Annotated in this window: 16 protein-coding genes; 9 read left to right on the top strand and 7 right to left on the bottom strand. The window is 63.6% G+C overall.

Annotation, left to right across the window (positions count from 1 at the left end; translation table 11 throughout):
• The first annotated feature begins 12 nt into the window (after positions 1–12).
• Complete coding sequence (locus V9K84_RS18530; RefSeq protein ID WP_088513889.1) at positions 13–1,179, top strand: alkaline phosphatase family protein; 1,167 nt, start codon at positions 13–15, stop codon at positions 1,177–1,179.
• Positions 1,180–1,287: 108 nt separating this feature from the next.
• On the opposite strand, the gene trmA is transcribed toward V9K84_RS18530, so the two are convergent.
• Both trmA and V9K84_RS18520 read right to left on the bottom strand, forming a co-directional pair.
• The gene (gene trmA / locus V9K84_RS18525) at positions 1,288–2,373 is read right to left on the bottom strand and encodes a tRNA (uridine(54)-C5)-methyltransferase TrmA (RefSeq protein ID WP_043860686.1); all 1,086 of its coding nucleotides are present in this window, start codon (positions 2,371–2,373) and stop codon (positions 1,288–1,290) included.
• On the bottom strand, positions 2,370–3,665 hold the full coding sequence (locus V9K84_RS18520) for an NCS2 family permease (protein WP_043860685.1): 1,296 nt from the start codon (positions 3,663–3,665) through the stop codon (positions 2,370–2,372). Before V9K84_RS18520 ends, trmA begins: the two co-directional genes overlap by 4 nt.
• A gap of 159 nt (positions 3,666–3,824) precedes the next feature.
• Here V9K84_RS18520 and V9K84_RS18515 point away from each other — a divergent pair, with 159 nt between their 5' ends.
• Positions 3,825–4,310: a GNAT family N-acetyltransferase gene (locus V9K84_RS18515; protein ID WP_054916561.1), complete on the top strand. Its 486-nt coding sequence runs from the start codon at positions 3,825–3,827 to the stop codon at positions 4,308–4,310.
• Positions 4,311–4,402: 92 nt separating this feature from the next.
• Here the strand turns inward: V9K84_RS18515 and V9K84_RS18510 are convergent, their stop codons facing one another.
• Complete coding sequence (locus V9K84_RS18510) at positions 4,403–5,632, bottom strand: MFS transporter (protein WP_043860579.1); 1,230 nt, start codon at positions 5,630–5,632, stop codon at positions 4,403–4,405.
• Positions 5,633–6,005: 373 nt separating this feature from the next.
• Here V9K84_RS18510 and V9K84_RS18505 point away from each other — a divergent pair, with 373 nt between their 5' ends.
• From V9K84_RS18505 to V9K84_RS18495, 3 genes are read left to right on the top strand one after another with little or no spacing between them, the layout of a single operon-like run.
• Positions 6,006–7,442 carry a cytochrome ubiquinol oxidase subunit I gene (locus tag V9K84_RS18505; protein ID WP_043860578.1) on the top strand — a complete coding sequence of 479 codons (1,437 nt, stop codon included), beginning with the start codon at positions 6,006–6,008 and terminating at the stop codon, positions 7,440–7,442.
• 3 nt (positions 7,443–7,445) lie between these two features.
• Entirely contained in the window at positions 7,446–8,453 is a 1,008-nt protein-coding gene (gene cydB / locus V9K84_RS18500; RefSeq protein WP_043860577.1) for a cytochrome d ubiquinol oxidase subunit II, read from the top strand.
• A 12-nt stretch (positions 8,454–8,465) separates the two neighbouring features.
• Positions 8,466–8,621, top strand: a complete 156-nt coding sequence (locus V9K84_RS18495) for a DUF2474 domain-containing protein (protein ID WP_043860576.1) — start codon at positions 8,466–8,468, stop codon at positions 8,619–8,621.
• 135 nt (positions 8,622–8,756) lie between these two features.
• Here V9K84_RS18495 and V9K84_RS18490 read toward each other — a convergent pair whose 3' ends face one another.
• Both V9K84_RS18490 and V9K84_RS18485 read right to left on the bottom strand, forming a co-directional pair.
• Positions 8,757–9,881 carry a methyltransferase gene (locus V9K84_RS18490; RefSeq protein ID WP_043860575.1) on the bottom strand — a complete coding sequence of 375 codons (1,125 nt, stop codon included), beginning with the start codon at positions 9,879–9,881 and terminating at the stop codon, positions 8,757–8,759.
• Positions 9,882–9,985: 104 nt separating this feature from the next.
• Positions 9,986–10,690 carry a LuxR family transcriptional regulator gene (locus V9K84_RS18485; RefSeq protein ID WP_058540738.1) on the bottom strand — a complete coding sequence of 235 codons (705 nt, stop codon included), beginning with the start codon at positions 10,688–10,690 and terminating at the stop codon, positions 9,986–9,988.
• 246 nt (positions 10,691–10,936) lie between these two features.
• Here V9K84_RS18485 and V9K84_RS18480 point away from each other — a divergent pair, with 246 nt between their 5' ends.
• Positions 10,937–11,713 carry a ferredoxin--NADP reductase gene (locus tag V9K84_RS18480; RefSeq protein WP_088513888.1) on the top strand — a complete coding sequence of 259 codons (777 nt, stop codon included), beginning with the start codon at positions 10,937–10,939 and terminating at the stop codon, positions 11,711–11,713.
• Positions 11,714–11,761: 48 nt separating this feature from the next.
• Here V9K84_RS18480 and mscL read toward each other — a convergent pair whose 3' ends face one another.
• A complete protein-coding gene (gene mscL / locus V9K84_RS18475) occupies positions 11,762–12,175 on the bottom strand; it encodes a large-conductance mechanosensitive channel protein MscL (protein WP_054916565.1) in 414 nt (137 codons plus the stop codon).
• A 175-nt stretch (positions 12,176–12,350) separates the two neighbouring features.
• Between mscL and radA the strand changes: the two genes are divergently transcribed.
• From radA to V9K84_RS18460, 3 genes are all read left to right on the top strand, one after another.
• On the top strand, positions 12,351–13,718 hold the full coding sequence (gene radA / locus V9K84_RS18470) for a DNA repair protein RadA (RefSeq protein ID WP_054916566.1): 1,368 nt from the start codon (positions 12,351–12,353) through the stop codon (positions 13,716–13,718).
• A 91-nt stretch (positions 13,719–13,809) separates the two neighbouring features.
• Positions 13,810–14,061 (top strand): hypothetical protein, encoded by a 252-nt coding sequence (locus V9K84_RS18465; protein WP_088513887.1) that lies wholly within the window; start codon positions 13,810–13,812, stop codon positions 14,059–14,061.
• Positions 14,058–14,330: a colicin immunity domain-containing protein gene (locus V9K84_RS18460; protein WP_058540735.1), complete on the top strand. Its 273-nt coding sequence runs from the start codon at positions 14,058–14,060 to the stop codon at positions 14,328–14,330. The genes V9K84_RS18465 and V9K84_RS18460 overlap by 4 nt, the downstream gene beginning before the upstream one ends.
• A 659-nt stretch (positions 14,331–14,989) precedes the next feature.
• Here V9K84_RS18460 and V9K84_RS18455 read toward each other — a convergent pair.
• Positions 14,990–16,510: a nucleobase:cation symporter-2 family protein gene (locus V9K84_RS18455; RefSeq protein ID WP_043860568.1), complete on the bottom strand. Its 1,521-nt coding sequence runs from the start codon at positions 16,508–16,510 to the stop codon at positions 14,990–14,992.
• Positions 16,511–16,599: the final 89 nt, after the last annotated feature.

Raw genomic sequence — 16,599 nt, 5'->3', positions numbered from 1 at the left:
ACGGAGGGCGACATGGCGGCGCAGTTCGAAGAGATGCGGGACGTTCACGACACCTGGCCGGGCCTGGCCAGCCTGACCCAGTCGGTTTTCGCCGGGTTGGGCGCCAGGGGCTTCAGGAATCCGTTCCGGCTCGAGCGCTCTACAGCCACCTGCCTGCTGTTGATCGACGGCTTGGGCTGGAACCTGCTCAAGGCGCACGCCGAGCATGCACCGTTCCTGGCCGCGCTGATGCAGCCCGACAGCCATTTCAAGGTCGGCTTCCCGGCCACCACTGCCGCCAGCCTGGCCGCCGTGACCTCCGGCATGGGCAGCGGTGCGCATGGCATCGTGGGCTGCGATTTCGCCCTGGATGCCCATTCGGTGTTCTCGCCGCTGTCATGGACCACTGCGGCCGCGCAGACGGGCAGCGTGCCGACCGCGGCGCCTGTCGCGGCCTCCTTCATCGTGCCGCAGACCGCCTGGGAAGACGCGGCCGCCCAGGGCGTACAGATCAGCACGGTCATGCTCGGGCGCTTTGCCGACTCGGACTTCACCCGTGCCATCTACAAGGCCGGCGGCATCCTTGCCGCGCCGGCCTACGATGCCTATCCCGAGCTGGTGCGTAGCGCACTGGAGGTAGAGGCGCCAGCCTTCTGCTTTGCCTATTTCGGTGACCTGGACTTTGCCGGGCACCTGTATGGGCCGGGCTCGCCCGACTGGTGCAGGCAACTGGAGATTGCCGATCAGCTGGCCCGCGACATTGCCGGACGCCTGCCGCGCTCGGCGCGCATGCTCGTGATTGCCGACCACGGCATGCTCGACCTGGACCGCGCCCAGGTGCATGACTTCGATACCGACAGTGCCTTGCAGGACGGGGTGCGGGCGATGGCCGGGGACATCCGGGCGCGCTACCTGTACACCCACGAGCATCAGCAGGACCGCGTGCACGAGCGCTGGCAGAACCGCCTGGGGGATGAATACCGGGTGTTGAGCAAGGCCCAGGCGATTGGCGCGGGGTTGTTCGGGGACGTGATGCTGAGCCAGGCCGAGGGGCGTATCGGGGACCTGATCGTGGTTCCGACCGGGGCCGGCGGGATCATTCGCAGCGTGGAGGAGAAGCACCCCAGCCAGTGGCGCGGGCACCATGGGGCGTTGACGGACGCGGACCAGGTGGTGCCGCTGTTGATGTACTCAGATTAGGGCCATCGCGGGTCAAGCCCGCTCCCACAGGTACCCCACTGCCCTTCAGAGCCGTGACATTCCTGTGGGAGCGGGCTTGACCCGCGATAGAACACCGCCGATCCGGGCCTAGCGCCGAACCAGCAGCACCCCGCTTTCCATATGGTGCGTATACGGGAACTGGTCAAACAGCGCACACCGCTCGATACGGTGCGTATCGCTCAACTGCTCGATGTTCGCCGCCAGTGTCTCGGGGTTGCACGAGATGTACAGGATGTTATCGAAGCGCCGGGTCAGCTCGCAGGTGTCCGGGTCCATGCCCGCGCGCGGCGGGTCGACGAACACGCTGCCAAAGGCATAGCTTTTCAGGTCGATGCCTTCCAGGCGCCGGAACGGCCGCACCTCGTTCAGGGCCTCGGTCAGCTCTTCGGCCGACAGGCGCACCAGGCGCACGTTATCCACGCCGTTGTCGTCCAGGTTGTGCAGCGCGGCGTTCACCGAGGTCTTGCTGATCTCGGTGGCCAGCACCTTGCGCACCCGCGTGGCCAGCGGCAGGGTGAAGTTGCCGTTGCCGCAGTACAGCTCCAGCAGGTCGTCCTCGCGCTCGCCCAGGGCCTCGTAGGCCCAGTTGAGCATCTTCTGGTTCACCGTGCCGTTGGGCTGGGTGAACGCGCCTTCTGGCTGGCGATAGCGGAAAGTGCGCCCGCCCACGGCCAGCTCTTCAACCGCATAGTCACGGCCGATCACCACGCGCTTGCCCTTGGAGCGCCCGATGATGCTCACGCCCAGGTCGGTCGCCAGTTGCCGGGCAGCGGCTTCCCAATGCTCGTCCAGTGGACGGTGGTAGCACAGGGTGATCATCGCGTCGCCCGCCAGGGTGGTCAGGAACTCCACCTGGAACAGCTTGAAGCTCAGCGCCGAACTGGCCTGCCACGCCGCCTTGAGCTGCGGCATCAACTGGTTGATGCGCTGGCTGGCGATGGGGAAGTCGTCGATCAGGATCGCCTGGTGCTTTTCACCCGGGGCGAACATCGCGTAGTGACGCTGCTCGTTCTCGCGCCACAGGCGAAACTCGGCGCGCAGGCGGTAATGCTCGCGCGGCGAGTCGAACACCGCCGGCTCCGGTGCGCCGAATGGCGCCAGCAGTGCGCGCAGGCGCTCGACCTTGGCCTCAAGCTGCGCGGTGTAGGTAGTCGGGTCGTAGACGGAACTCATGCGGCGTACCAGCCCAGCTTGATCACGAACAGGATGGAGAGCACCACCAGCGCCGAGTTCAGTTCATGCCGGCGGCCCGAGATCAGCTTGATCACGGTCCAGGAGATGAAGCCGAAGGCGATGCCGTTGGCAATCGAATAGGTCAGCGGCATGGCCAGCGCGGTGACCACCACCGGGGCGGCCTCGGTCACGTCGTCCCAGTTGATTTCCGCCAGGCCCGAGGCCATCAGCACGGCGACGAACAGCAGTGCAGGCGCGGTTGCGAAGGCCGGCACGCTGCCGGCCAGCGGGGCGAAGAACAGTGCCAGCAGGAACAGCCCAGCCACCACGATGGCGGTCAGCCCGGTGCGTCCGCCGGCACTCACGCCGGCCGCCGATTCGATATAGCTGGTGGTGGTCGAGGTGCCCAGCAGCGAGCCGGCCATGGCCGCGGTGCTGTCGGCGATCAGGGCGCGGCCCATCTTCGGCATGTGGCCGTCCTTGCCCATCAGCCCGGCGCGCTTGGCCACGCCGATCAGGGTGCCGGAGTTGTCGAACAGGTCGACGAACAGGAAGGCGAAGATCACGCTGATCAGGCCGACATCCAGTGCGCCCTTGATGTCCAGCTGCAGGAAGGTCGGGGCCAGCGAGGGCGGCATCGACACGATGCCGTTGAACGGGGTGTAGCCCAGGCCGATGGAGGCGACGGTGACCGCCAGGATGCCGATCAGCACGGCGCCGCGTACCTTCATCGCCTCGAGCGCGACGATCAGGAAGAAGCCCAGGGTGGCCAGTACCGGTGCCGGGTTGCGCAGGTCGCCCAGGCCCACCAGGGTGGCCGGGTTGTCGACCACGATGCCGGCGTTGTGCAGGGCGATCAGCGCCAGGAACAGGCCGATGCCGGCGGCAATTGCCGAACGCAGCGGCAGCGGAATGCTGTTGACGATCCATTCGCGGATGCGAAAGATCGACAGCAGGAAGAACAGCACTGCCGAAATGAATACCGCCCCCAGTGCCACCTGCCAGGTGTGGCCCATGTGCAGCACCACGGTGTAGGTGAAGAAGGCGTTCAGGCCCATGCCCGGCGCCAGCGCGATCGGGTAGTTGGCGATCAGCCCCATCACCGCCGAACCGATGGCGGCAGCCAGGCACGTGGCGACGAAGATCGCGCCCTTGTCCATGCCGGTCTCGCCGAGGATGCTCGGGTTGACGAACAGGATGTAGGCCATGGCCAGGAAGGTGGTGACCCCCGCCAGGATTTCGGTGCGCACGTTGGTATTGTGCGCTTTCAGTTGAAACAGCCTTTCCAGCATGCCAGCTCCCCGTGGCGCACTGCGGCGCCTTGAATGTTCGACCCCATCAGCAAAGCACAGACTGTACCGGACACGGGGTGCCGGACTGAGTGATTTTTGAATGGGCCGCAAAAAAGCCGCGCATCATATCAGCAAGACCGCCACTTTTGGACCAGGACCATGACCGTGCAGCTGATTCACTACGATGCGCTGACCCCGGCCCAGCGCGCAGGCCTGCCCGGCATCGAGGTGCTGGCGGCGCAGCGGGCGTTTTGCGGTGACATCGAGGGCGCGCTGCATACCCTGCTGAACCGGCCCGGCGACGATGTGCGCGGGCTGGCGCTGCTGGTGGGGGGCGTGCCGCAGGGCTTCCTGCTGCTCAAGCGTGGTGCACACCTGCCGCCGTGGGCCCGCCATGATGCGGCCACCTTGCATGCCCTGCAGGTGGACTGGCGGGCGCAGGGGCAGGGGCTTGGCCGCTGGTGCCTGGCGGCGCTGCCGGCGCGGGTGCGCGAAGTGTGGCCGCAGGTGCGTTGCCTGCAACTGTCGGTGGATACCGACAATCAGGCGGCGTTGAGGCTGTACCGCGCGGCGGGGTGGGTGGACAGCGGCGAGGGGTATCGCGGGCGGGTGGGGTATGAGCGGCAGATGACCCTGATGCTTTGATCTGGCTGGCCTCATCGCCGGTCAAGCCCGCCCCCACAGATTCAGTGAGGCCCTTGTGGGAGCAGGTTTGACCCGCGACTGGGTGTGCGCGGTCAGCCCTTTTTCTGGGTATGCATGTGATCGCGCCCCGCCAGCGTCGGGAACAGCTTGATCCACACGCCCGTCACCACCAGCGTGCCCACCCCGCCCAGCACCACAGCCGGCACGGTGCCGAACCAGTGCGCCGTGACCCCGGACTCGAACTCGCCCAGCTGGTTCGAGGCGCCGATGAACAACCCGTTCACCGCGCTTACCCGACCACGCATCTCGTCCGGCGTCTCCAGTTGCACGAACGCGCTGCGGATCACCATGCTGATCATGTCCGCCGCGCCCAGCACCGCCAGCACCGCCAGCGAGAACCAGAACGAGGTCGACAGGCCGAAGGCAATGGTCGCCACGCCAAAGACCCCCACCGCCGTGAACATCACCCGCCCGACCTTGCGCTCGATGGGGAAGCGCGCCAGCCACACCGACATCAGCAGCGCCCCCACCGCCGGCGCCGAGCGCAACAGGCCCAGGCCCCACGGGCCGGTCAGCAGGATGTCCTTGGCGAACACCGGCAGCAACGCCGTGGCGCCGCCCAGCAGCACGGCGAACAGGTCCAGCGACACCGCGCCGAGCACGTCCGGGCGGCTGCGAATGAAGCGAATGCCCGCCAGCAGCGATTCCAGGCTCGCCCGGCCCCGGTTGGCCGGCTGGCGGGCGGCGCTCAGGCGCAAGGTCAGGCCGCAGGCGATCACGTACAGCACCACGGTCGGGCCATACACCCACACGCTGCCAAAGGCATACAGAAAGCCCCCCAGCGCCGGCGCGACGATGGTCGCCGACTGCATGGCCGAGGCCGACGCGGCCACTGCCCGCGGGAACAGCGCCGAGGGCACCACGTTGGGCAGCAACGCCTGGGTGGCCGGCATCTCGAAAGAGCGCGCACTGCCCAGCAGGAACGCCAGCACGAAGATCAGTTCGCGGGTCACACTGTGGGTGCTGCTGCCCACCACCAGCGCCAGGGCGATCAGCGCCTGGGCGAACTGGCACAGCGCTGCCACCCGGCGCCGGTCATAGCGGTCGGCCACATGCCCGGTGTGCAGCATGAACAGCACCCGCGGGGCGAATTCCACCAGGCCCACCAGGCCCAGGTCGAGCACGTTGCCGGTCAGCTGATAGAGGTGCCAGCCGATGGCCACGGTGAGCATCTGGAAGCCGCTGGCAGTGAAAATTCGTGCGCACCAGAATGCCAGGAAGGGGCGGTGATGGCGCAGCAGAAGCGGGGCATGGTCTGACATGTGCGATACAGAGCCTTTGCGGGGGCGGCGGGGCAGATTATCACCAGTTTGTAACAGCAGGTTGCGAAAGCCGTCATCCCCGTGCGGTAGGCGCACCGATTCGTGTGTGCGTAAAGGGGGTGAGGCAACCGGTCACGCGGCAAACCACCACACAACCATGCGGCCCGTTCAGGACTATGCTTTCAGGCAATCGTTGACCTGGATCAATTGTTGTTTTTGCAACTGTTTCAAATGCAACGATGTGGCCGGAGGGCCGAATTCCCTGCGATTGCAAGTTTTCAGAACAATTCCAACTCGCCGCACTCAATGACGTAGGGGCAGTTGGCGCCAAGGCCGTGACCCTGACGCCGGATAACCTGACAGAGGAAGCACTATGTTCGGATTAGAGGCTCTAGATCTCGCCCGAATCCAGTTTGCGTTTACGATCTCTTTCCACATCCTGTTCCCGGCCATCACCATCGGCCTGGCGAGTTACCTGGCGGTGCTCGAAGGCCTGTGGCTCAAGACCCACAACAGCGTCTACCGCGACCTGTACCACTTCTGGTCGAAGATCTTTGCCGTCAACTTCGGCATGGGCGTGGTCTCCGGCCTGGTCATGGCGTACCAGTTCGGCACCAACTGGAGCCGCTTCTCGGACTTCGCCGGCTCGATCACCGGGCCGTTGCTGACCTATGAGGTGCTCACCGCGTTCTTCCTCGAAGCGGGCTTTCTGGGGGTCATGCTGTTCGGCTGGAACAAGGTCGGGCGCGGCCTGCACTTCTTCGCCACCATCATGGTCGCCGTCGGCACGCTGATCTCCACCTTCTGGATCCTGGCGTCCAACAGCTGGATGCAGACCCCGCAAGGTTATGAAATCGTCAACGGCGTGGTGATCCCAGTCGACTGGTTCGCGGTGATCTTCAACCCGTCCTTCCCCTACCGCCTGGCGCACATGGCCACGGCAGCATTCGTGGCCACGGCCTTCTTCGTCGGCGCCTCGGCCGCCTGGCACCTGCTGCGCGGCAAGGACAACCCGGCGATTCGCAAGATGCTCTCGATGGCCATGTGGATGGCGCTGATCGTGGCGCCGGTGCAGGCGGTGATCGGTGATTTCCACGGGCTCAACACCCTCAAGCACCAGCCGGTGAAGATCGCCGCCATCGAAGGCCACTGGGAAAACGTCGGCGACGAGCCGACCCCGCTGATCCTGTTCGGCATTCCCGACATGAAGAACGAGACCACCCACTTCAAGCTGGAGATCCCGGCGCTGGGCAGCCTGATCCTGACCCACAGCCTGGACAAGCAGGTGCCGGCGATGAAGGAGTTCCCGCCTGAAGACCGGCCCAACTCCACCGTGGTGTTCTGGTCGTTCCGCATCATGGTCGGGCTGGGCATGCTGATGATCGCCGTGGGCCTGTGGAGCCTGTGGCTGCGCAAGCGCGGCACCCTGTACAGCTCGCGCCCGTTCCTCTACCTGACCCTGTGGATGGGCCCGTCCGGGCTGATCGCGATCCTGGCCGGCTGGTTCACCACCGAGGTCGGTCGCCAGCCGTGGGTGGTGTACGGGCTGATGCGTACCGCCGATGGCGTGTCCAACCACAGCTATGCACAACTGGGCATCACCCTGGTGATGTTCGTGGTGGTGTACTTCGCGCTGTTCGGCGCGGGGCTCGGCTACATGATGCGTCTGGTGCGCAAGGGGCCGGAAACCGGCGAGGGCGACGAGCCGACCCATGGCGGGCCTGGCCAGCAACGCACCCCGGCGCGGCCGTTGTCGGCTGCCGACGACGACCATGCCGACGACCACGCCAGCCTGAGCAAGGGGAACTGACTCATGGGTATTGATCTTCCGCTTATCTGGGCCGTGATCATCATCTTCGGCATCATGATGTACGTGGTGATGGACGGCTTCGACCTGGGCATCGGCATCCTGTTTCCCTTCGTCAAGGGCGAGCGCGACCGCGATGTGATGATGAACACCGTCGCCCCGGTCTGGGACGGCAACGAGACCTGGCTGGTGCTGGGCGGGGCGGCGCTGTTCGGCGCCTTCCCGCTGGCCTATGCGGTGGTGCTCTCGGCGCTGTACCTGCCGTTGATGCTGATGCTGATGGGGCTGATCTTCCGTGGCGTGGCCTTCGAGTTCCGCTTCAAGGCCAAGGCCGACAAGCGCCACCTGTGGGACAAGGCGTTCATCGGCGGCTCGCTGGCCGCGACCTTCTTCCAGGGCGTGGCACTGGGCGCATTCATCGAAGGCTTCAAGGTGGTCGAACGCAACTACGCAGGCGGCTCGCTGGACTGGCTGACGCCGTTCAGCCTGTTCTGCGGGGTGGGGCTGATCGTGGCCTATGCCTTGCTCGGCTGCACCTGGCTGATCATGAAGACCGAAGGCCCGTTGCAGAGCAAGATGCATGACCTGGCGCGCCCACTGGCCTTCGTGCTGCTGGCCGTGACCGGTGTGGTGAGTATCTGGACGCCGCTGGCGCATCCGGACATCGCCACGCGCTGGTTCAGCCTGCCCAACCTGTTCTGGTTCCTGCCGGTGCCGATCCTGGTGCTGGTCACCCTGTACGGGCTGGTGCGGGCGGTGGCACGCCATGCCCACTACACCCCGTTCCTGCTGACGCTGGTGCTGATCTTCCTGGGCTACAGCGGGCTGGGCATCAGCCTGTGGCCGAACATCATCCCGCCGTCGATCTCGATCTGGGACGCCGCAGCGCCGCCGCAGAGCCAGGGCTTCATGCTGGTGGGCACGCTGTTCATCATCCCGTTCATCCTGGGCTACACCTTCTGGAGCTACTACGTGTTCCGCGGCAAGGTGACCCACGACGACGGCTATCACTAGGAGGGCCTGGCAATGACTGGCAAAGACACCTTCGAACCGGAGAAAAAGCCGCTGATGCAGCGCCTGGGCTGGCTGCTGCTGATCTGGGCAGTGAGCGTGGCAAGCCTGGCCGTGGTGGCCTGGCTGATGCGGATGTTCATGGCGGCGGCGGGCTTGAGTACCCACTGAGCCAAGGTATTTCCCATCCCGCCCTGGGCGGGTTTACACCCTGCGCCGCGTGAGCTGCGCAGGGTTTTTTTTGCCTGTCTCGGCCGCCTGGCGCAGGAGCCGCTTGCCGGCGAAGGTGTCGGCCCCGTACCCGGCCTACTTGCGCGCCTTGAGCACCACGAACTTCGGCGTGGCTGCCACCTGCTCCACTCCCCGGAACAATCGCGCCAGCTTGCTGTGATAGCCCAGGTGCCGATTGCCCACGATGTACAGCGCCCCGCCCACCACCAGTGCCTCGCGTGCCTGCTGGAACATGCGCCAGGCGAGAAAGTCCCCCACTACCTGCTGCTGGTGAAACGGCGGGTTGCACAGCACCACGTCCAGGGACTGCGGCGCCTGCCCGGCCAGCCCGTCGTCGGCGCGCACCGTCACGGCTCGCTCGCCCAGCGCCGCCTGCCAGTTCTGCTCGGCCGACTGCACCGCCATGTACGACTCGTCCACCAGGGTGTAGTGCGCCTGCGGGTTGGCCAGCGCGCTGACGATGCCCAGCACGCCGTTGCCGCAGCCAAGGTCGGCCACCCGCGCATCGCCCAGGTCGCGGGGCAGGTGTGGCAGGAAGGCACGGGTACCGATATCCAGCCCTTCGCGGCAGAACACATTGGCGTGGTTCACCAGCTCCAGCGGTGGTTGCTCCAGCTGATAACGGGTGGGGTAGGGCGAGGCTGCCGCCGCCCTGGGCTCGGCCGTGGCGATCAGCAGGCGCGCCTTCTTGCGCGCCAGCGATGCCTGCACCGGGCCGATGTACTTCTCCAGCAGGTCGCCGGCTGCCCGTGGCAGGTGCTTGATCATCGCTCCGGCGATTACCTGCGCGCCGGGTGCCAACTGGCCCTGCAGCCGGATCAACTGCTCTTCGAGCAGCGCCAGGGTCTTGGGTACGCGCACCAGCACCCGGTCGAACGGCCCCTGCCAATGCTGGCTGGCGGCGATGAAGGGCACGCTGTCGAATGCCTGGCCATTGCGCACCAGGTTCTTCTCCAGTGCCAGCCGGGCCAGGTAGGAGTCGCCGCTGCCCAGCACCTGGGCATGTGCGCGCAGGCTGATGGCCAGCGCGCCGAAGCTGTCGTTGAGTACCAGTACCCGGCTTGTGGCAGGCAGCGCCTGCGCGGCCAGGTGTTCGAGCAGGTACTCGTCGGCCGCGTCGAAGGCCTGCAAGGGGTCGTTGGCGTATTCAGGCTGGCGAAGCAGCTCGAGCTCGGCGAAGGGGGTGATCAACAGGGGCATGGCGTAGGGCTCTGGGCTTTGGCGCGCGCGCTGGGGCTTGGCGCTGGACGGGCGCAGATTCTACAGCGTTTTTACCGGTGGGGAGGGGGGTGGCGAGCAGAACCTCAGATCAACCCGTACTGGGTGGCGATGGCGACCGCGCTGGTCTTGTTGGTGGTGTTGAGTTTGCTGGTGATGCTGCGGATATGAAAATTGACCGTGCTTCTGGACAGCGTGAGGATGCAGCTGATGTCTTCGGCAGTCTTGCCGGCAGCGGTCCACTGCAGCACCTCGCGTTCCCGGGGCGAGAGTGCCTGCAGACGGGCCTTGGGCGGATGCAACTTGGCAACCATCAGGGTGTGCAGCAGGTTGCACAGCCACAGGGTCTGGGCCGACTTTTCGTATAGTTCCGCCATGCTCACTTCGCCCTGCCGGCGTGATACGCACAGCACGCTTTCGTTGCCGCGCAGGTCCTGGGTGCCCTGGCTCCAGCCATGGCACAGGCCATGTTCGCACGCCGTCTGTCGCAACTCGGGGGCTTGCTTGTACAACTGCGGGGACCACAGCACCGGCATGTTCGAATGATGGCAATGCACAAGCACCGGGTCGATGCGCGCGTACTCGTTCTTCTTGTAGAGCTCGTTCCATTCGGCCGGGTAGTTGTTGAACATCATGACCTGCGGGCCTTCGGCGACCGTCCTGCCGGTCAGGCGGTATGCCAGAAACTCCATGTCCAGTTGCTCGGCCAGTGACAGTGCAGTGGCAAACATCTGTTGCTGGTTTTCCTCCTGCGTCAGTTGTTGCAACTGCTCCTGCTTCCAATATGGCATTTGAGCCTCCGTGCACCTTTGCAATTTAGTCACCCTGGATCGAGTGTAGGAAAAGTCGCACGTTGTTCTAGGTTTTTTTTGCTATAGAAATGTTCCAGAGCTCTACATAAAAAAAGGGTTGTACAACCCGCGTTACATGTTTTGTTACGTGGTTGAAACACATGAGCGTAATGCCATTACACCGCGGCGGTGTTTATCCTGTCAGCTTTGCGCGACACTGTGTTTACCTGAATTGTGGAGCACACCATGACTGCCAGTGCGGAGAAGTTCACCCGCCAGACCCTGCTCGATGTCCAGCCGCTGACCCCCAACCTGTTCAGCCTGCGCGTAACCCGTGATCCCGGTTTTCGGTTCCGGGCCGGCCAGTTTGCTCGCCTGGGCGTGACCCGTGCCGATGGCAGCGTGGTGTGGCGGGCGTACTCGATGGTTTCGTCGCCGTTCGACGAGTACCTGGACTTTTTCTCGATCGTCGTGCCCGGCGGCGAGTTCACCAGTGAGCTGAGCCGGCTGCGCGAGGGTGACCAACTGTTGATCGACCGCCAGGCGTTCGGTTTCCTGACCCTCGATCGCTTCGCCGACGGGCGGGACCTGTGGTTGCTGGCGACCGGTACCGGCATTGCGCCCTTCATGTCGATACTGCAGGACTTCGAAGCCTGGGAGCGGTTCGACACCATCAAGCTGGTCTATTCGGTGCGCGAAGCCAGGGAGCTCGCCTATCAGCAGGAGATCGCCAGCCTGGAGCAGCGCGACTACCTGGCCGAACATGCGGGCAAGCTGCAGTTCATTCCGGTGGTCACCCGCGAGCAACACCCGGGTGCGCTGAACGGGCGTATCACCACCCTGATCGAGAACGGCGAACTGGAGCGTGCGGCCGGCCTGGCGCTGACCCCCGAACATTCGCGGGTGATGCTCTGCGGCAACCCGCAGATGATCGACGACACCCGCCAGGTGCTCAAGGCACGTGATCTTCAGCTGAGCCTCAGCCGCCGGCCGGGCCAGGTGGCGGTGGAAAACTACTGGTAGACAGCACAACGGCGCCCGAAGGCGCCGTTACGGTCAGGCAGGCCCGGTTCAGGGCTGCTGGTTCTGCGCCTTGAGCAGGTCGCGGATTTCGCCCAGCAGTTCTTCTTCCTTGGTGGGTACCGGCGGCAGGGTCGGGGCCACCGCTTCTTCGCGCTTGAGGCGGTTGATCACCTTCACGCCCATGAAGATCGCGAAGGCCACGATCAGAAAGTCGATCACCGTCTGGATGAACTTGCCATAGGCCAGCACCACCGCCGGCGCGTCACCCTCGGCCGCCTTGAGCACCACCGCCAGATCACTGAAGTCCACTCCACCGATCAGCAGGCCCAGGGGCGGCATCACCACATCGCCAACAAACGATGAAACGATTTTGCCGAACGCGGCGCCGATGATGATACCGACGGCCATGTCGACCACGTTGCCCTTGACCGCGAAGGCCTTGAATTCACTGATCACGCCCATGGTTTATTCCCTGTAACAGATGAGATTGGTCATCGCAGTGTAAATCAGCTATGCGCTTCATGCTCCGCGTTGCAGTAAAAGACCCCGGCTATGCCGAATAGTTTTGTCGCCCAGGCGGCGCCCCGCAGCTGGGTCGGCTCGGCTATCATGGCCCCTTTTTCCAGGAGACTGCCCCATGGCCAAGGCCAAGCGCATGTACGGCTGCACCGAGTGCGGCGCGACCTTTCCCAAGTGGGCGGGCCAGTGCGGCGAATGCGGCGCGTGGAACACCCTGGTCGAGACCATGATCGAAAGTGGCGGCGCCGCGGCGCCTGCCGGGCGCACCGGCTGGGCCGGGCAACAGGCGCAGATCAAGACCCTGGCCGAGGTCAGTGTCGAGGAGATCCCGCGTTTCAGCACCGCCAGCGCCGAGCTGGACCGCGTGCTCGGTGGCGGCCTGGTCGATGGATCGGTGGTGCTGATTGGTGGTGACCCGGGCATCGGCAAGTCCACCATCCTGCTGCAGACCCTGTGCAACATTGCCACGCGCATGCCGGCGTTGTACGTCACCGGGGAAGAATCCCAGCAGCAGGTGGCCATGCGTGCCCGTCGCCTGGGCCTGCCGCAGGATCAGTTGCGGGTGATGACCGAGACCTGCATCGAAACCATCATTGCCACCGCGCGGGTCGAAAAGCCCAAGGTGATGGTGATCGACTCCATCCAGACCATCTTCACCGAACAGTTGCAGTCGGCGCCCGGTGGCGTGTCGCAGGTGCGTGAGAGTGCCGCCTTGCTGGTGCGCTATGCCAAGCAGAGCGGCACGGCGATCTTCCTGGTCGGCCACGTGACCAAGGAGGGCGCGTTGGCCGGGCCGCGGGTACTGGAACACATGGTCGACACCGTGCTGTATTTCGAGGGCGAGTCCGACGGTCGCCTGCGCCTGCTGCGCGCGGTGAAGAACCGCTTTGGTGCGGTCAACGAACTGGGCGTGTTCGGCATGACCGACCGCGGCCTCAAGGAAGTCTCCAACCCGTCGGCGATCTTCCTGACCCGTGCCCAGGAGGAAGTGCCGGGCAGCGTGGTGATGGCCACCTGGGAAGGTACCCGGCCGATGCTGGTGGAGGTGCAGGCGCTGGTGGATGAAAGCCACATGGCCAACCCGCGCCGTGTGACCCTGGGCCTGGACCAGAACCGCCTGGCCATGTTGCTGGCGGTGCTGCATCGCCATGGCGGCATCCCCACCCACGACCAGGACGTGTTCCTAAACGTGGTGGGCGGGGTCAAGGTACTGGAGACCGCGTCGGACCTGGCCTTGATGGCGGCGGTGATGTCGAGCCTGCGCAACCGCCCGCTGCCACACGACCTGCTGGTGTTCGGCGAGGTGGGCCTGTCTGGTGAAGTGCGCCCGGTGCCGAGCGGGCAGGAGCGCCTGAAGGAGGCCGCCAAACATGGCTTCAAGCGCGCCATCGTGCCCAAGGGCAACGCGCCCAAGGAAGCGCCGCCGGGGCTGCAGGTAATTGCGGTGACGCGCCTGGAGCAGGCGTTGGATGCGTTGTTTGAATAAAATGTAATCAATTTGCCATGATGGCTAATTGGCACCATTGTTCTGTCTCTCTACTATCGCGCCTTCGTTTTTTGCTTCCAGGGATGGGAAGATGGCGTTTTTGGTATCTGGCACAAAGCTGTCCTGCTTCTGGCTGTTGTTGGGCATCCTTGCTGGCCCTGTATCGGCCGCGAGCTTGCCGGGGGACCAGGAACTGATTCGCGAGCGTCAGGGGCGGTTGCTTGAAGAGCAGCAGCGGCGACTGCAGGAACTCAAGGAGCTGCCTGGCAGCACCGCCCCGGCCCAGACTGCACCGGCGCCGGCCGATGCCCGCTGCTTTATTAAATATGGAGTTTTGCGATGAGTCTTACTATCTTGGAGTTTGCAAGATCGTATGTAGCAGGAAGACTGACAGCCAAAGTTTTTTCTGAGGCGTATATTGAGCTTTGGAAAATTGAGCGAGATAGGAATGTCCTTCAGCTCGATGAGCCTTCGTTGAGCGAGTGCTTGTCCAGCATTTTTTGTGCTGCGGATATGTACGAGCCAGATGAATCAAGGGAAGAGTATGAGCTTGACGATGAAATGCTTAAATCTAAGGTCGCGAGCTTGATGCAAAAAATAGTCACTGATTAGTTTGTGCAAAAGCAACCTCTCCTCTCGCAACAGATCTTGGGAAGGCTTCATTTGATGCTGCTAATGGGGGCCTAACAATGTACTTCCCGAAAGTGACGATGAATGCCGGTGAGGTCATATTTGACGACTTTACTGTTGGTGCATCGAAAGGTTTTATTGGCAATGGTCCCGGTGGGGCTGCCGAGTTAGTTGGGCCGCTTAAAAAAACTCCTACAATATACCCAATCTCAAGGAGGCAAGACGGTCACTATTAAAGGCTGTTATGCATCAGAGGTAGGCGCAGCATTAGGGGCTGGAAAAGTGGGGGAGCAGTTATCTTTTAGTTTTCCCCGCTACCAAAGAAGGTCTTAAAGTTTTTTGAAGAGTCTCAAATAGATGGGTCATCAAAAAACAGTATGCAAGCATCTTGAAAGTCTTATTGTGTCTGGTTGTGGAGATTATATGTCTCTCAGTTATGATTTAAGTTAGGGGCGTATCGAATAGATTTCGATGGCGGCGTTTTGAAGTTTTTTGAAAAGGATATAATTGTAAGTCGTCAGAAATAAAACATTGAAGTGTTGTGTTCTGATATTTATAAAATTCGCTTTCCGATGGCCAACAGGCACACACAAAAAGGGCCGGTGCACGTGCACCAGCCCTTCCTCATCAACCGAGCACTATCAATGCTCAGCCACCGTCTCTCGCCTCACTACCTGCCCCCCATGCTCATCCTTCTCCAGCAACGGAATCTCCTTGCCCTCGGCATCGAACAGCTTGCCGTCTTCGAAGTAGTCGCCGTCACGCAGCCCGGAAATGTCCGAGTAGTTCAGCGTGCGCTCGGAGGCGGCCACGAACACCGACTGATGATCGGAGTTGCCGGTCTTGAAGTGGTTGAACACCAGGTTCAGCAGAATCGCCATGATCGCCGACGAACTGATGCCGGAGTGGAAGATGGTCTCGAACCAGTTCGGGAACTGCGCGTAGAAGTTGGGCGCGGCAATCGGGATCATGCCGAAGCCCAGTGAGGCGGCCACGATGATCAGGTTCATGTTGTTGCGGTAGTCCACCTTGGACAGCGTGCGGATACCACTGGCCGCCACGGTGCCGAACAGCACGATCCCCGCGCCACCCAGTACCGAGGTCGGTACGGCGGCAATCACCCGGCCCATGATTGGCAGCAGGCCCAGCACCACCAGGATCACGCCACCGGTGGCCACCACGTAGCGGCTCTTCACCCCGGTCACGGCCACCAGGCCGACGTTCTGGGCGAATGCGCTCTGGGTGAACGAACCGAAGATCGGCGCCAGGATGCTCGAGGCCATGTCGGCACGCAGGCCATCGCCCAGGCGCTTGGAGTCGACCTTGGTGTCGATGATCTCACCTACCGCGAGGATGTCGGCCGAGGTTTCCACCAGGGTCACCATGATCACGATGCACATCGACAGGATGGCCGCGATATGGAAGGTCGGCATGCCGAAGTGGAACGGGGTAGGGAAGGCCACCAGCGGACCTTCGAGCACCTTGCTGAAATCAGCCATGCCCAGCGACCAGGCGATCAGGGTGCCGAACACCATCGCCAGCAGGATCGACAGCCGCGAGATCGCCGCGCTGCCCAGCTTGCTCAGTATCAGCACGATCAGGAAGGTCACCGCCGCCAGGCCGATGTTGGACATGCTGCCGAAGTCCGGTGCCTTGCTGTTGCCGCCCATGACCCAGCGCGCCGCGACCGGCATCAGGGTCAGGCCGATGGTGGTGATCACGATGCCGGTCACCAGTGGCGGGAAGAACTTGGTGATGCGCGAGAACACCGGGGTGATCAGAAACCCGATCAACGAGGCCGCCATCACCGCGCCCAGCACCCCCGGCAGGCCGCCGCCGCCCTCGCTGCTGAGAATCGCGCCCATGGTGGCCACGCCGGCAAACGAAACGCCCTGTACCAGCGGCAACTGGCAACCGAAGAACGGCAGGCCCAGGGTCTGCAGCAGGGTCGCCAAGCCACCGGCAAACAGCGATGCGGCAATCAGCAGGCCGATGTCGGCCGGGCCCAGGCCGGCCGCCTGGCCGAGAATCAGCGGTACCGCGACGATACCGCCGTACATGGTGAGTACGTGTTGCAGCCCGTACGCCAGGTTGGCGCCGAGCCCCAGGTTCTCGTCTTCAGGACGTGATGCCGTGGACGTGTCGGGGGAGGACGTAGTCATGGGAGCAGGTTCTCTGTTTTATTGTTGTGGCGCTACTGTAGACAACTCGTGCCATTCATTGCCAGAACAATTGTATACAATTTTTAGAT

Origin of the sequence: Pseudomonas sp. AE27 (assembly GCF_037113495.1) — a bacterium.
Classification (GTDB): Bacteria; Pseudomonadota; Gammaproteobacteria; order Pseudomonadales; family Pseudomonadaceae; genus Aquipseudomonas; species Aquipseudomonas palmensis.
The sequence above is the reverse complement of the archived record's forward strand: the minus strand, read 5'-3'. Positions and strand labels throughout refer to the sequence as shown.

What these genes read in the sequence shown, in the direction of transcription:
- V9K84_RS18530 (WP_088513889.1), top strand. Translation starts at nt 13, where the DNA reads ATGGCGGCGCAGTTCGAAGAGATGCGGGACGTTCACGACACCTGGCCG.
- trmA (WP_043860686.1), bottom strand. Translation starts at nt 2,373, where the DNA reads ATGAGTTCCGTCTACGACCCGACTACCTACACCGCGCAGCTTGAGGCC.
- V9K84_RS18520 (WP_043860685.1), bottom strand. Translation starts at nt 3,665, where the DNA reads ATGCTGGAAAGGCTGTTTCAACTGAAAGCGCACAATACCAACGTGCGC.
- V9K84_RS18515 (WP_054916561.1), top strand. Translation starts at nt 3,825, where the DNA reads ATGACCGTGCAGCTGATTCACTACGATGCGCTGACCCCGGCCCAGCGC.
- V9K84_RS18510 (WP_043860579.1), bottom strand. Translation starts at nt 5,632, where the DNA reads ATGTCAGACCATGCCCCGCTTCTGCTGCGCCATCACCGCCCCTTCCTG.
- V9K84_RS18505 (WP_043860578.1), top strand. Translation starts at nt 6,006, where the DNA reads ATGTTCGGATTAGAGGCTCTAGATCTCGCCCGAATCCAGTTTGCGTTT.
- cydB (WP_043860577.1), top strand. Translation starts at nt 7,446, where the DNA reads ATGGGTATTGATCTTCCGCTTATCTGGGCCGTGATCATCATCTTCGGC.
- V9K84_RS18495 (WP_043860576.1), top strand. Translation starts at nt 8,466, where the DNA reads ATGACTGGCAAAGACACCTTCGAACCGGAGAAAAAGCCGCTGATGCAG.
- V9K84_RS18490 (WP_043860575.1), bottom strand. Translation starts at nt 9,881, where the DNA reads ATGCCCCTGTTGATCACCCCCTTCGCCGAGCTCGAGCTGCTTCGCCAG.
- V9K84_RS18485 (WP_058540738.1), bottom strand. Translation starts at nt 10,690, where the DNA reads ATGCCATATTGGAAGCAGGAGCAGTTGCAACAACTGACGCAGGAGGAA.
- V9K84_RS18480 (WP_088513888.1), top strand. Translation starts at nt 10,937, where the DNA reads ATGACTGCCAGTGCGGAGAAGTTCACCCGCCAGACCCTGCTCGATGTC.
- mscL (WP_054916565.1), bottom strand. Translation starts at nt 12,175, where the DNA reads ATGGGCGTGATCAGTGAATTCAAGGCCTTCGCGGTCAAGGGCAACGTG.
- radA (WP_054916566.1), top strand. Translation starts at nt 12,351, where the DNA reads ATGGCCAAGGCCAAGCGCATGTACGGCTGCACCGAGTGCGGCGCGACC.
- V9K84_RS18465 (WP_088513887.1), top strand. Translation starts at nt 13,810, where the DNA reads ATGGCGTTTTTGGTATCTGGCACAAAGCTGTCCTGCTTCTGGCTGTTG.
- V9K84_RS18460 (WP_058540735.1), top strand. Translation starts at nt 14,058, where the DNA reads ATGAGTCTTACTATCTTGGAGTTTGCAAGATCGTATGTAGCAGGAAGA.
- V9K84_RS18455 (WP_043860568.1), bottom strand. Translation starts at nt 16,510, where the DNA reads ATGACTACGTCCTCCCCCGACACGTCCACGGCATCACGTCCTGAAGAC.